General features: G+C 71.5%; 12 protein-coding genes and 4 tRNA genes. 14 read left to right on the top strand and 2 right to left on the bottom strand.

What is annotated here, in order from left to right:
* Nucleotides 1–124: 124 nt before the first annotated feature.
* Complete coding sequence (gene fmdA, locus AWQ70_RS07005) at nucleotides 125–1,378, top strand: formamidase (RefSeq protein WP_067171914.1); 1,254 nt, start codon at nucleotides 125–127, stop codon at nucleotides 1,376–1,378.
* Between the two features lie 147 nt (nucleotides 1,379–1,525).
* On the opposite strand, the gene glmS is transcribed toward fmdA, so the two are convergent.
* Both glmS and AWQ70_RS06995 read right to left on the bottom strand, forming a co-directional pair.
* Nucleotides 1,526–3,343, bottom strand: coding sequence for a glutamine--fructose-6-phosphate transaminase (isomerizing) (gene glmS / locus AWQ70_RS07000; protein WP_067171912.1), 1,818 nt, complete (start codon nucleotides 3,341–3,343; stop codon nucleotides 1,526–1,528).
* 8 nt (nucleotides 3,344–3,351) lie between these two features.
* The gene (locus AWQ70_RS06995) at nucleotides 3,352–3,627 is read right to left on the bottom strand and encodes a hypothetical protein (RefSeq protein ID WP_067171910.1); all 276 of its coding nucleotides are present in this window, start codon (nucleotides 3,625–3,627) and stop codon (nucleotides 3,352–3,354) included.
* A gap of 230 nt (nucleotides 3,628–3,857) precedes the next feature.
* Here AWQ70_RS06995 and AWQ70_RS06990 point away from each other — a divergent pair.
* The 13 genes from AWQ70_RS06990 to AWQ70_RS06930 all read left to right on the top strand — a co-directional run bounded on the left by AWQ70_RS06990 (nucleotide 3,858) and on the right by AWQ70_RS06930 (nucleotide 13,857).
* Nucleotides 3,858–3,929: transfer RNA gene (locus AWQ70_RS06990), tRNA-Gly, on the top strand.
* A 39-nt stretch (nucleotides 3,930–3,968) separates the two neighbouring features.
* Nucleotides 3,969–4,039 (top strand) — tRNA-Cys (locus AWQ70_RS06985).
* 77 nt (nucleotides 4,040–4,116) lie between these two features.
* Nucleotides 4,117–4,188: transfer RNA gene (locus AWQ70_RS06980), tRNA-Gly, on the top strand.
* A 14-nt stretch (nucleotides 4,189–4,202) separates the two neighbouring features.
* Nucleotides 4,203–4,277: transfer RNA gene (locus AWQ70_RS06975), tRNA-Val, on the top strand.
* A 398-nt stretch (nucleotides 4,278–4,675) separates the two neighbouring features.
* Nucleotides 4,676–5,107 (top strand): SH3-like domain-containing protein, encoded by a 432-nt coding sequence (locus AWQ70_RS42365; protein WP_067171908.1) that lies wholly within the window; start codon nucleotides 4,676–4,678, stop codon nucleotides 5,105–5,107.
* Nucleotides 5,104–5,418 (top strand): SH3-like domain-containing protein, encoded by a 315-nt coding sequence (locus AWQ70_RS42360; protein ID WP_067171906.1) that lies wholly within the window; start codon nucleotides 5,104–5,106, stop codon nucleotides 5,416–5,418. Before AWQ70_RS42365 ends, AWQ70_RS42360 begins: the two co-directional genes overlap by 4 nt.
* Nucleotides 5,415–6,110 carry a thiocyanate hydrolase subunit gamma gene (gene scnC, locus AWQ70_RS06960; protein WP_067171904.1) on the top strand — a complete coding sequence of 232 codons (696 nt, stop codon included), beginning with the start codon at nucleotides 5,415–5,417 and terminating at the stop codon, nucleotides 6,108–6,110. The genes AWQ70_RS42360 and scnC overlap by 4 nt, the downstream gene beginning before the upstream one ends.
* A complete protein-coding gene (locus tag AWQ70_RS06955; protein ID WP_067171902.1) occupies nucleotides 6,107–6,448 on the top strand; it encodes a nitrile hydratase subunit beta in 342 nt (113 codons plus the stop codon). The genes scnC and AWQ70_RS06955 overlap by 4 nt, the downstream gene beginning before the upstream one ends.
* 2 nt (nucleotides 6,449–6,450) lie before the next feature.
* Nucleotides 6,451–7,542, top strand: coding sequence for a Nickel transporter NicT (gene nicT / locus AWQ70_RS06950; RefSeq protein WP_505794462.1), 1,092 nt, complete (start codon nucleotides 6,451–6,453; stop codon nucleotides 7,540–7,542).
* A gap of 314 nt (nucleotides 7,543–7,856) precedes the next feature.
* Entirely contained in the window at nucleotides 7,857–8,378 is a 522-nt protein-coding gene (locus AWQ70_RS06945; RefSeq protein ID WP_218004447.1) for a signal peptidase II, read from the top strand.
* 263 nt (nucleotides 8,379–8,641) lie between these two features.
* Nucleotides 8,642–9,454 carry an SAM-dependent methyltransferase gene (locus AWQ70_RS06940; protein WP_245646801.1) on the top strand — a complete coding sequence of 271 codons (813 nt, stop codon included), beginning with the start codon at nucleotides 8,642–8,644 and terminating at the stop codon, nucleotides 9,452–9,454.
* 147 nt (nucleotides 9,455–9,601) lie between these two features.
* The gene (locus tag AWQ70_RS06935) at nucleotides 9,602–12,610 is read left to right on the top strand and encodes a helix-turn-helix transcriptional regulator (RefSeq protein WP_067171901.1); all 3,009 of its coding nucleotides are present in this window, start codon (nucleotides 9,602–9,604) and stop codon (nucleotides 12,608–12,610) included.
* Nucleotides 12,611–12,723: 113 nt separating this feature from the next.
* Nucleotides 12,724–13,857 carry an alpha/beta hydrolase gene (locus AWQ70_RS06930; RefSeq protein ID WP_067171899.1) on the top strand — a complete coding sequence of 378 codons (1,134 nt, stop codon included), beginning with the start codon at nucleotides 12,724–12,726 and terminating at the stop codon, nucleotides 13,855–13,857.

Raw genomic sequence — 13,857 nt, 5'->3', positions numbered from 1 at the left:
GCACGGAGGCGCACGGCGGCGTACGGAGAGACCGGGCCGCGCGCCCACCCCGCAGGAGGCCGATCCACACCGATCCGCGGGAGGCCGGGGCCGCTCCCGGCTCCCTCCACAGAGAGGACCTGCAATGCCGAAAGTCGTGTTCAGCATCGACCAGTCGAAGCCCATGAGCGAGCAGGACGTGCCGGGGCACAACCGCTGGCACCCGGACATCCCCGCGGTCGCCACGGTGCGTCCCGGCGACGAGTTCCGCGTCGAGTGCCGGGACTGGACCGACTGCCAGGTGGGCAACAACGACTCGGCCAACGACGTGCGGGACATCGACCTGACCAAGGTGCACATGCTGAGCGGGCCCTTCGCGGTCGAGGGGGCCGAGCCCGGCGACCTCCTGATCGTCGACATCCTGGACATCGGCCAGGTCCAGCACCCCGAGCGGATCGGCGGCGTGCCGGGCGAGGGCTGGGGGTACACCGGCGTCTTCGCGCGGGCGAACGGCGGCGGCTTCCTGACCGACTACTTCCCCGACGCGTACAAGGCGATCTGGGACTTCCACGGCATCCACGCGACGTCCCGGCACCTGCCCGGCGTCCGCTACACGGGGATCACCCACCCCGGCCTGTTCGCCACGGCGCCCTCGGCCGAGCTGCTCTCGCAGTGGAACCGCAGGGAGCAGGCGCTGATCGACACCGACTCCGGCCGGGTGCCGCCGCTGGCCAACCCGCCGGACCCGACCAACGCGGTCACCGGCACCGCGACCGGCGAGGTCGCCCAGCGGATCGCGCGCGAGGGGGCCAGGACGGTCCCGCCGCGCGAGCACGGCGGCAACCAGGACATCAAGAACCTCACCCGGGGATCGCGGATCTTCTTCCCGGTCTTCGTCAAGGGGGCCAACCTGTCGGTCGGCGACCTGCACTTCAGCCAGGGCGACGGCGAGATCACCTTCTGCGGCGCGGTCGAGATGGGCGGGTTCATCGACCTCCACGTCGACCTGATCAAGGGCGGCATGGCGAAGTACGGGGTCACCACCAACCCGCTCTTCATGCCGGGCAACGTGGAGCCGCGCTACTCCGAGTTCCTGTCGTTCGTCGGCATCTCGGTGGACCACGACACCGACACGAACCACTACCTCGACGCGACGGTCGCCTACCGCAGGGCGTGCCTGAACGCGATCGAGTACCTGAAGACGTGGGGGTACACGGGCGAGCAGGCGTACCTGCTGCTCGGGTCGGCCCCGATCGAGGGGCGGATCAGCGGGATCGTCGACATCCCGAACGCGTGCTGCTCCCTCTACCTGCCCACCGCGATCTTCGACTTCGACGTGCGGCCGACCGCCGACGGCCCGGTCAGGAAGGACCGCGGGCAGTGCGCCGTGACGTCCTGACCCGGCGGACCTGAGCCCGGTTCGAGGCCCCGCCCACGCGGCGGGGCCTCGCGCACGCCCGGCGGGGCACGGCTCCCGGTCCGGAAACGGGTACGGCTCCCGCCCCCTTCCGGGGCGGGAGCCGTACGACGTCGTCCGTGCGGGCGGCTACTCGACGGTGACGCTCTTGGCGAGGTTGCGCGGCCGGTCCACGTCGCGGCCGAGGGCGACGGCGGCGTGGTAGGCGAAGAGCTGGAGCGGGATCGTCAGCAGGATCGGGTCCAGCTCGGTCTCGTTCTTGGGCACCACGACGCAGTCGTCGGCCGCGTCCGCCGTGCGGTGGCCGATCATCAGGATGCGCCCGCTGCGCGCCCGGATCTCGCCCAGCGTGGTCAGGTTCTTGTCCAGCAGCTCGTCGTCGGGGACGATCGCCACGGTCGGCATGTCGGGGTTGATCAGCGCGAGCGGGCCGTGCTTGAGCTCGCTCGCCGGGTACGCCTCGGCGTGGACGTAGGAGATCTCCTTGAGCTTCTGCGCGCCCTCGCGGGCCACCGGATAGCCGCGGACCCGGCCGACGAACATCATGCTCGGGGCCTGGGCGTACTTCTCGGCGAGCGTCTTGATCTGCTCGTCCAGCTTGAGGATCTGCTCGATCTGCTCGGGCAGCCGGCGCAGGCCCTCGCAGATCCGCCGCCCGTCGGCCGGGGACAGGTCCCGCACCCGGGCCAGGTGCAGCGCGAGCAGCGCGAAGGAGACCGCGGTCGAGGTGAACGCCTTCGTCGAGGCGACCGACACCTCGGGCCCGGCGTGGAGGTAGAGCCCGCCGTCGCACTCGCGCGCGATCGCGCTGCCGACCGTGTTGACGATGCCCAGCACCCGACCGCCCTTGCGCTTGAGCTCCTGGACCGCGGCGAGCGTGTCGTAGGTCTCCCCCGACTGGCTGATCGCGACGTAGAGGGTGTCCGGCTCGACGACCGGGTTGCGGTACCGGAACTCGGAGGCGGGCTCGGCGTCGGCGGGGATGCGGGCCAGCTCCTCGATGAGCTGCGCCCCGATCTGGCCGGAGTAGTACGCGGACCCGCAGCCGATGATCTTCACGCGGCGGAACGACCGGGTCTCCCTGGCGTCCATGTTGAGGCCGCCGAGGTGGGCGATGTGGAAGCGGTCGTCGATGCGGCCGCGCAGGGTCCGGGCGACCGTGTCGGGCTGCTCGGAGATCTCCTTCAGGAGGTAGTGCTCGTAGCCGCCGTTGTCGTAGTGGCCCGTGTCCCAGTCGACGGTGAAGGGCTCCTTGGCGGTCTCCCTGGCGTCGCTGGTGAACGTGTGGAAACCGTCGGCCCGCAGCACCGCCAGCTCGCCGTCCTCGAGGTGGACGACCTGCCGGGTGTAGCGCACCAGCGCGGCGACGTCGGAGGCGGCGAACATCTCCTTCTCGCCGATGCCGAGGACGATCGGGCTGCCGTTGCGGGCCACCACGATCTCGCCGGGCCGCTGCGCGTCGACGACGGCGATGCCGTACGTGCCGACGACGCTCTTGAGCGCGCGGCGCACGGCGTCGTCGAGGGAGTCGGTCTCCTTGACGGTGCGCGCGATGAGATGGCACAGGACCTCGGTGTCGGTCTCGCTCTCGAAGGTGACGCCCTCGCCTTCGAGCCGCTGGCGCAGGGCATCGGCGTTCTCGATGATCCCGTTGTGCACGACCGCGATCCGCCCCTCCCCGTCGAGGTGCGGGTGCGCGTTGACGTCGCTCGGCACGCCGTGCGTGGCCCACCGCGTGTGCCCGATGCCGCAGGCGCCCTTGAACCGGGCCGGCACGGCCTCCGCCAGGTCGGCCACCCGGCCCTTGACCTTGCGCATCTTCAGCGACTTGCCGTTGACCACGGCGAGGCCGGCGGAGTCGTACCCGCGGTACTCCAGTCGCTGGAGTCCTTCGAGCAGGATGGGGGCCGCGTCCTTCGGCCCGACATAAGCGACGATTCCGCACATATCCGCTCCTATCCGTAGACGATCCGGCGCAGTTGGCGTAGAGACAGCTCCGGTGCGGCGACGCGCCTTCCCGACAGCTCGTCCGAGATCCTCGGGAAGATCTTGTCGTTGGAGAACCCCTTCGACCTGAGCTCGCCGTGGCGGCGGCGCACGTACTCGTCCACCGGCTCTCCGAAGTAGGTGAGCACGTCGGCGACGACACGCGCCGCTTCCCCGGGCCCGAGCGCGGTCGTCCGGGTCAGGTGCACGATGAGGTCCTCGTGGGGATGCCGTTGCGTCGACACAGAGCAGGACCCTACGGACGGAAGATGTGTGACACCAAGTTTCGTGCCCGAAATCGGGCAGAAATCAGTATCTCAAAGCGCTCCGTGATCGCCGCGTCCGGGTTCTCGCTCCCCGCTCCCGTCGATCGGCGCCCCTCCCCCGACCCGCCCGGCCTCCGGCCGTACTTGCACGGGCAGTGGCCGGAAGGCGATAGAGTCTTCCGCGTGGCCGGGAGTTCTCCCGGAAGCACGCGGAAGTGGCTCAGTGGTAGAGCATCACCTTGCCAAGGTGAGGGTCGCGGGTTCGAATCCCGTCTTCCGCTCGGTTTCGCCGGCGGCACCTCGGTGCTGCCTGTGATCCTGGTGGAGTGGCCGAGAGGCGAGGCAGCGGCCTGCAAAGCCGCGTACACGGGTTCAAATCCCGTCTCCACCTCTAGCGGACGGCACGGGCACTCCGTCTGATCCGCTAAAGTAAAGAAGGCGTCGCCGAGGGAAACCTCAAGCGATCGCGCGGAAGTGGCTCAGTGGTAGAGCATCACCTTGCCAAGGTGAGGGTCGCGGGTTCGAATCCCGTCTTCCGCTCGCAGTTCCTGCACGGACGATTAGCTCAGCGGGAGAGCGCTTCCCTGACACGGAAGAGGTCACTGGTTCAATCCCAGTATCGTCCACCAGTTCGAGGACCCCGGGCCAGACAGGTTCCGGGGTCCTCGGCTTTTCAGCACCCCGGCTCTCACCCGCGGGAGCGTCTCATCACGCCGGGACGGCCTACGGCGACGACTTCGCGGATCCCCTTTCCCTGTGCCGCGACCACGGAGACGGCCGGGCCGTGGTCGGCGGCCGCGTCTTCAGGGAAAGGTTCCGCCTGGTTCTCCACCTGACTCCTTCGCCGGTCTCGGTCCGTCTCCCAGGCACACATCACCCGATGCCGCCGGGCAGGCGGCGCCGGAGACCGCGCGTGACCCGGCAAGAAACCGCATCCCGCCGCCAAGAGCGCGTCTGACCCGGCGTCCCGGGGGGCCGCGCGGGTATCTGCCCCCCCGACCGACTCTCCGAACGAACGGAGATCTCCATGGCAAGCACGCCGACGCAATACGACTCATTCCAGAGGCAGGCCGCGAACCTGACCCCGGCGGACCGCCTTCCGCTGGACTCTCCGTACGAGATCTCCAACGAGCTGTACGGCCTCCTGCGCAAGGTGCTCCACGACCTCGGCGGTCAGCCGGACACGCCCGTTCCGTTCACGGAGAAGGGTGAGGAGGACTGGGAGATGAACACCTACCTCACCTGCGAATGCCTCGGGTGGCGTGGTGTGTGGAACTCCGAGGAGCGGCGCCGCCGCGAGAACGACCTCGGCGCGACGCAGTACTTCGGGCTCCCGTACTACGCCCGCTGGATCACGACGGCGGCGAAGGCCCTCGTCGACCGCGGACTCATCACCACCGACGAGCTCGGCCGCAAGATGGACGAGGTGCGGGCGCGTCTGGAAGGGCAGCGCTCATGACCACGACACCGACGCCGCGATTCCAGGTCGGCGACCAGGTCACCGTTCGCGACGCGACGACGATGTTCCACACCCGGACCCAGGGCTACGTCCGCGGCCACACCGGCACGGTGACGGAGCACCGGCCCGCGTGGATCGTGCCCGAGGACGAGGCGTTCGGCATCATCGAGAACGGGCGGTACACGCCCTTCTACGTCGTGCGCTTCAAGCAGACCGACCTCTGGCCGGACTACACCGGCTTCGAGGTCGACACGCTCGAGACCGAGTGTTCGGAGCTGTGGCTCGAACCGGCAGGCAAGGAGAAGAAGTGAGCACGACGCACAGCCATGCTCCACTCAAGGAGTCCCCGCTCACCGAGTTCGAGGTCCTCGAACTCGCCGTACGCGAACTCGCGATCGAGAAGGGGCTGTTCTCCGCGGACGACCACCGCAGGTTCGCCGAGTGGGCGGAGTCCCGCACCTACACCGTGGGCTCCCGCATGGTCGCCAGGAGCTGGCTGGACCCGGCCTTCAAGGAGCGGCTCCTGAGGGACGGCACCGAGACCAGCAAGGAGGTGGGGGTCGACTGGCTGCAGCCGACCGGCCAGGGCACGCCGAGCGACTACACCTACTTCTACGTGCTGGAGAACACGCCGAAGCTCCACAACGTGATCGTCTGCACCCTGTGCTCCTGCTACCCGCGGCCCGTCCTCGGGATGTCGCCGGACTGGTACCGGACGCCCAACTACCGCCGCCGGATGGTCCGCTGGCCGCGCCAGGTGCTCGCCGAGTTCGGCCTGCACCTCCCGCCGGACGTCGAGGTCCGGGTGCACGACTCCAACCAGAAGTCCCGGTTCATGGTCATGCCGATGCGGCCCGAGGGGACCGAGGGCTGGAGCGAGGACCAGCTCGCCGCCATCGTCACCCGCGACTGCCTGATCGGGGTCGCGCTGCCGAGGGCGGACGTGACCGCCTCCCAGGTCCCCAAGCAGCCCAAGGGACGTAACGGGGGGAACAAGCGATGAGCCGCGGCGGAGCCCGCCCGTACGACGTGCTCATGAGCGCCCTGAGCGACGTCGAGGAACGAACCGGAAACGACCTGGTGTGCGGCGAGCGGACCCCCGCGCCGTGGGAGTCCGCCGTTCAGGCGACCTGCGAGTGCCTCTCCTCGGCCGGAACGCTGGACAACCTGGAGCGCCGCCAGGCCGAGGACCGGCTGGGCGAGACGGTCTACGCCCGCTTCCCCGTTCACACGCGATCGGCCCTGACCGTCGCTCACTCGCTGATGGACCGGGAGATCTTCACCGAAGAGGAGCTCCGAGCGAAGATGAAAGAGGTACGCGCCCGCCTGGAAGCGGTATAGGCGTGCTTCCTGATCGGGCCGGGACGATCATCGCGAATCCTCACAGGGGCATCGGCCGGCGGGATTGGACCCGTATCGGCGCGATGGTCGCGGTGATCGTCCTTCTTCACGCGGTCGCCTGGGGCACGCTGCTTCTGGGCGTGCTGCCGGGGCACTACACGATCGGCTCCCAGGTGTTCGGGCTCGGGCTCGGCGTCACCGCCTACACCCTCGGCCTGCGGCACGCGTTCGACGCGGACCATCTGGCGGCGATCGACAACACCACGTGCAAACTGATGAACGACGGCGGGCGCAAGCCCGTGTCGGTGGGCTTCTGGTTCGCGCTCGGCCACTCCAGCGTGGTCGTGATCCTGGCACTGATCATCCTGGTCGGCACCCGCGCGGTCGGGACGCTGACCTCCGACCGGTCCACGACCCACCACGTGCTGAGTTTCCTCGGCACCGGCGTCTCGGCCGGATTCCTCTACCTGATCGGCCTGCTCAACCTCGCCGCCCTGGTCGGCATCGTGAAGGTCTTCCGGAGGATGCGCCGGGGAGACTTCGACGAGGCCGAGCTTGAGGCGCGGCTCGACAGCCGCGGGTTCCTCAACCGCTTCCTCGGCGGGCTCACCCGGTCCGTCCGGAGCCCGGTGCAGATGTTCCCGCTCGGGCTGCTCTTCGGGCTGGGGTTCGACACCGCGACCGAGGTCACGATGCTGGTCCTGGCCGGAACCGGCGCGGCAGGCGGGCTGCCCTGGCACGTGGTCATCGTGCTGCCGCTGCTGTTCGCCGCCGGGATGACGCTGCTCGACACGATCGACGGCACCTTCATGAACTTCGCGTACGGCTGGGCGTTCGCCGACCCGCTCCGCAAGGTCTACTACAACATCACCGTCACCGGTCTCTCGGTCGCGGTCGCGCTGGTCGTCGGGACCATCGAGCTGGTCGCGATCCTGCGCGACGACCTCGGCCTGGACGTTCCCCTGACGGCGTGGATCGCCGGGCTCGACCTCGACAACGTCGGGTTCGTCATCGTCGGGCTGTTCGTCGCGGTCTGGGGCGTCTCAATCGGCTATTGGCACCTGTTCCGGCCGGGGGCGGCGCAAGATCTGTGAAGGGACGGGACGGCGCGCGCGTAGGGCCCGTCCGGGGTCCCCTTGGTCAGGCCCGGCCGGCGTGCGCGACGACGTGCTGGCGGCGCTGGACGAGCGGGAGCGGGCGCTGCTGCACGACCTGCTCCGCAAGGCGTTCGCCGGCGTCGAACCGCGCGCCCGCACGACGTGACCGGAGCCGGCGCCCCTCCTTGGCGATCCCGCTCCGGCCTCCTTGCCCGCCTTGCGCCGCACCACCCCGGGCACCGCTCCGTCCGGGCGAACCTCGCCGGTCGAGGCACTAGGATGCGCGAGATCGTCGATTGCGAGGTGGCAGGGTGGGCGGACGACGCTCGCGGGCGCAGGGGCGGCCGCGACTGTACGGGTGGATGATCGCGCTGGCCGCGGTCGTTCTCCTCGTGGACCAGACGTCGAAGATCTGGGCGGTTTCCGCCCTCTCGGGGGGAGAGCGCATCACGGTGCTCCCGCGGCTGCTCGAGCTGCGGCTCTGGTACAACCCCGGTGCGGCGTTCTCCTTCGGGACCGGGGCGACGCCGGTGTTCGCCGTGACCACCGCCATCGCGGTGGCCGGCATCCTGTACGCGGCGCGACGGCTGCGCTCGGCCGCCTGGACCTGGGTGCTGGGCGGGCTGCTGGGCGGCGCCGCGTCCCACCTGCTCGATCGCCTCCTGCGCTCTCCCGGGTTCGGCCGGGGGCATGTCGTCGACTTCATCGACTACGGCGGCCTCTTCATCGGCAACGTCGCCGATATCGCGCTCACCGCGGGCTGCGCTCTGCTCGCGCTGCTCACGCTGCGCGGGATCCCCCTCGGCGCCGAACCCGGCGACGAGCGTCCCTGAGGCGCACCGCGCTCTGCCGATCAAGACCGCCCTCGCGTTCGGGGGGCGCGCCACGCCGCGTGAGAGCACCGACGCCGTCGTCCCGCGCCGCGCGATCGGGGCACGGCCGGATGATGCGGATCCCGGCCGCACCGGGGGCCGCCGGGGATCACGACATACATACGACGTATTCATGATGAAGATCTGATCTGGCAAGGCCGCTGACCGGACGTTACGATCGCCGGTGAAAATCTCCTCCGGACCGGCGATCGAGAGGCGGTCTCGTGACCGAGCGGAACGCGTCCATGCCGCAATTCACCGCGAAGACCGCGAATGTCGCCCGGATGTACGACTATTTCCTGGGTGGGAAGGACAACTTCGCGGTGGACCGCGAGGCGGCCGACGCGGTCATCCGGCTCCTCCCCGAAGCCCCGGCGCTCGCGCGGGCGAACCGCGCGTTCCTGCGGCGGGCGGTGCGCTTCCTGGCGCACGGCGGGATCCGCCAGTTCATCGACCTGGGCAGCGGCCTGCCCACCGCCGGCAACGTCCACGAGGTTGCCGCGGAGGCCAGGCCGGACGCGCGGGTCGCGTACGTCGACAACGATCCCGTGGTCGCCGCGCACGCCCGCGCCCTGCTGCGGGACAGGGGCTCGACGGTGTTCGTCCACGCCGACCTCCGGCGGCCGGAGGAGATCCTCTCCTCACCCGAGCTGACCCGGGTGATCGACCTGGACCGGCCGGTCGCGGTGCTGATGGTGTCGATCCTCCACTTCATCCAGGACGCCGACGACCCGGTCGCCCTGGTGCGCCTGCTTCGGGACCGGATGGCGCCGGGCAGCTTCCTCGTCCTCACCCACGGCAGCGGCGGGCGGCGGCCCGACGCGGAGGAGGGCGTGCGCGAGGTCTACCGGGGATCGTCGTCGGCCGGTGCGGCCGATCGCAGCCCGGCCGAGATCATGGCGTTCTTCGACGGTTTCGAACTCGTGGAGCCCGGATTGGTCGAGTGCTCCCGCTGGCGGCCCGAGACGGAGGAGACGGCCTGGGAGAGCGCGCTGCCGGGCTACCTCCTCGCCGGAATGGGCCGCAAACCCGAATGACGCCGCCACCGCCTCGCGGAAGTCGGATTTTTATCCGTTCCCAGGAGATATGTACTGCTCCAGATAGGCATGATCTGTAAAGTGCCTTACGAACTGATGTCCGCGTGAACTGGTGGTGACGCGGAACGCGTCACTGCTGGGGTGGGCATGGAGGGTCGTACGGCGGGGCCGGCCGTACCGGGCGGCCTCATGCCCCTGGTCGGACGGCGAGACGCGCTGGACGCGATGCGCGGCGCGCTCGCCGCGAGCGGGCGGGACGGGTTCCGGTTCCTCACTCTGGCCGGCGATCCCGGAGCGGGCAAGACCCGCCTGCTCGGCGAGCTCGCCGCGATGGCCGCCGGGCTCGGCCGGGCCACCATGTGGGGCCGGGCCGCCGAGTTCGAACAGATGATGCCGTTCAGCCCGCTGGTCGACGCGCTCGACGACCATCTGGAGGCGCGGCACTCGGAGGTCGCCGAAGCGCTCGGGACGGACGAGAGCCGGCTGCTCTCCACCGTGTTCCCCGCGCTCGCCCAGCGCCACCACACGGAGCACGCCACCGGCCGCGCCCCGGATCCCGGAACGGAGCACGGCATCCGCCCATGGCCCGACCACGGCGCGGACCACGGCCCGGGCCACATGCCCGTCTCCGGGGGCCCCGGGCGTGCCGGGGAGCCCGCCGTACCGGGTCAGGAGCGGGGTCTCGCGCGGTACCGGCTCTACCGGGCGGTGCGGCGGGTGCTGGACACGCTGTCCGGTCCGGGCGGGCTCGTCCTGATCCTCGACGACGTCCACTGGGCCGACGAGAGCTCGCTGGAGTTCCTCGACCACCTCACGCGGCACCCGCCCGCCGGTCCGGTGCTGCTCGCGGTCGCCTTCCGCCCCGCCCAGGCCCCGCCCCGGCTGGCCGCGCTGCCGCTGGCGGCGGGCGCGCGCGCCCACGAGATCGCGGTCGGCCCGCTCAGCCCCCTCGAGGCCGAGGAGCTGCTCGGCGCGCGGGTCGGCAAGGGCCGCGGCCGGGCGCTGTACGAGGCGAGCGGCGGCAACCCCTTCTATCTGGAGGCGCTGGCCCGGATGGAGGAGGGCGGGCTGGGTGTGCCGGGGACGTTGCCGCCCACCGTGCTCGCCGCGCTGCAGGTCGAGCTGGGCGAGCTGTCGCCCGGCGCCCTGCTGGTGGCGCAGGGCGCCGCCGTCGCGGCCGACGAGTTCGACCCCGCCATCGCCGCGGTCGCGGCCGAGGTCGAGACCCCGGACGCCCTCGACGCCCTGGACGAGCTGGCGCGGCGCGACATCGTCCGCGCGCACGGCGGCCGGTTCCGCTTCCGGCACCCCCTCGTCCGGCGCGCGGTCTACGAGTCGGCGGCGGCCGGTTGGCGCGTCGCCGCGCACGCGCGGATCGCCGCCCGCCTGACCGCGCTGGGCGCGCCCGCCGTCTCGCGGGCCGGCCATCTCGAACGTTCCGGCTCGTTCGGCGACCCGGGCGCCGTCGAGGTGCTGGTCGAGGCGGCCCGCGCGGTCGCCGCGCACGCGCCCGCCACGTCGGCGCACTGGCTGCAGGCCGCGGTGCGGCTGATGCCGGACGACCCGGAGGGCCGCGACTCGCGGATGGAGCTGCTGCTGGAGCTCAGCCGGGCCCAGGGCGTCAGCGGGCGGCTGGCGGAGGGCCGGGACACCGCGCGTGAGCTGCTGCGGATGTTGCCGCTGGACGACTACGCGCGGCGGGGCAGGGCGGCGCGGTTGTGCGCGCTGATGGAGCGCCAGCTCGACCGCCCGCACGAGGCTCGCGCGCTCCTCCTGGACGAGCTGGGCCGCATGCCCAACCCGAGGGCCGCCGCCGCCGTACCCCTGCGGATGCGGCTGGTCGCCGAGAGCCTCATGCGGGTCGACTTCGACGCGGCCCAGGCCGTGCTGGACCTGATGCCCGACGCCGCGGAGGACTGGGAGCCGGGGCTCGCGGTCGCGGTGGCGGCGCTGCGGCCCATGCCGGCGTACGCGGCGGGCCGCAGCGCCGAGGCGGTGCGGTACGCGGAGGCGGCCGGGCGGCTGATGGCGGCGGCGCCCGACGACCACCTGGCCGAGTGGCTGGACGCCGTCTCGTGGTTGTGCTGGGCCGAGATGAACATGGGCAGGCACGACGAGGCGCTGCGGCATTTCGACCGGGCCGCGGCGGTGGCGGCGGCGACCGGGCAGAGCTACATCCTGACGAACCTGCTGGCCGGGAAGGCGCGGACCCTGGTCATGACCGGACGGCTGGCCGAGGCGCTGGCGACGGCGGAGGAGTCGGAGGAGGAGGCCCGGCTGCTCGACTCCGGGCAGCAGCTCGTCTTCGCGCTCACCCAACGCTGCCTGGCCGCGTCGTGGAGCGGCGACGACGACGCGGCGATCCTCGCCGGCGAGGAGGCCGTTCGGCGTGGCGTGGGCGGCGGCGAGGTCTGGGGGGCGATGGCCCGGCACGCGCGCGGCCAGGCCCTGATCAACTCCGGGCGGCTGGAGGAGGGCGCCGAGGCGGTGCTGGAGGCGTGCGACGGCTTCGCCTCGCCCCGCCTGGACCGGGGCACGCTGCTGCTGAGCTGCGAGACGCTCGCGCAGGCCGCCGCGGATCTCGGCCGCCCCGACCGCGCCGCCCGCTGGGCGGACCGGGCCGCCGCCCTGCACGACCCCGGGCTGCCCGCCTACGGGGGGCTCGTCTCGCTGGCCCGCGCGCACGCGCTGCGGGCGCGCAAGCCGTCCCGCGCCGCCGAGGCGGCCGGGGAGGCGGCGGCCCTGCTCGCGGCGGCGGGGCGGCGGCTCGACGCGGGGCGGGCGCTGCTGGCCGCCGGGCTGGCCCATCTGGACGCCGGGGAACGTGCCAGGGCGCGTACGGACCTGAAGGACGCCGCCGCCGCGTTCGACGCGTGCGGCGCGCGCGGTCTCAAGGCGCGGACCGACCGCGAGCTGCGCCGCCTGGGCGTCCGGGTGGCGGGCGCGCCCGCCGGGAAGGGGGACACGCCGTTCGGCCTCTCCCCGAGGGAGCTGGAGGTGGCCCTGCTGGTCGCCGAGGGGCTGACGAACCAGCAGGTCGCCCAGCGGCTCTTCCTCAGCGTGCGGACCGTCGAGACGCACCTGTCCCGGATCTTCGCCAAGCTCGACGTCTCGTCCCGGGTCGGCGTGGCGACCGCCCTGAGCCGCGCGACCTGATCCCCGTCCGTCCACTGATTCAGGACACCCGGATGCGTCGAAGTACGGGTTTTCCACGATGTGGCGATACGGGCGGTCTTGGGAGCATAAACGCCGTCAAGGAGGAGGACGAGATGGGCCGCAACATTCCGCGTTTCACGCTGGACGGCGTGTCCGGCGCGAAGGTGTCGGTCCACCCGTTCACGACCGAGGACGATCTGGGGCTCACGCTGACCCGGTTCCTCGACCCGGCGCCGGGATCCTCCGAGGGCGACGTCGTGCTGCTGGTCCACGGGCTGACGTCGTCCAGCGACATGTTCATCATGCCGGAGCATCGGAACCTGGTCCGGTTCCTGCACGGCAACGGGTTCGGGGACGTCTGGGCGCTCGACTTCCGCATGAGCAACCGGTTCCCGTACAACGTCGAGACGCGCGGGCACACACTGGACGACATCGCGCACTTCGACCACCCGGCCGCGCTGCGTGAGCTCCGCCGCCACGTTGGGGCGCGGCGGATCCACGTGATCGCGCACTGCCTGGGGTCGGTGTCGTTCCACATGAGCCTGTTCGGGGGCGCGCTTGACACCGATGACACGGGGGGTGTGGCCAGCCTGGTGGCGAACAGCGTGGGGCCCATCCCCCGGGTGCACCCGTGGGCGCGGCTCAAGCTCAGGTTCGGCCCGCCCATGCTGGAGCACGTGATGGGCCTGACCTGCCTGGACCCGCGGTTCGCGGACGCGCCGCCGCTGTCGCGCCGCCGCCTCCTGGCCGGGGCCGTGTCGCTGGCGCATCCGGAGTGCCGGGAGCCGGCCTGCCACATGCAGAGCTTCATGTGGGGCGACGGCAGGCCGGCGATGTACCGGCACGCCAACCTGCGGCCGGAGACGCACGTCCACGAGCGGCTGGCCGATCTGAACGGCGCCGCCGGCCTGCACTACTACCGGCACGTGGCCGCGATGGTGCGCGCGGGCCGCGCCGTGCGGCTCGACCCGTCCGACCCCCGTCACTCCGGGCTGCCCGCCGACTATCTCGCCCATCACCTGGCGAACCCGGCGCGGGCGACCACGCCGGTCCTCTACCTGACGGGCGACCACAACGACGTGTTCACCGACTCCAACATCGCGGCCCACCGCGTATTGGAGCGGGCCCTGCCGGGCCGGCACGAGCTGGAGATCGTCCCGGGTTACGGGCACATCGACACCATGATCGGGAAGAACGCGCACCTCGACGTGTTCCCCCGGATCCTCGACTTCCTGAAGCGGCACTGA

Source organism: Microtetraspora niveoalba (assembly GCF_001570405.1).
Classification (GTDB): Bacteria; Actinomycetota; Actinomycetes; order Streptosporangiales; family Streptosporangiaceae; genus Microtetraspora; species Microtetraspora niveoalba.
This window is presented reverse-complemented; position numbering and strand designations above follow the sequence as displayed.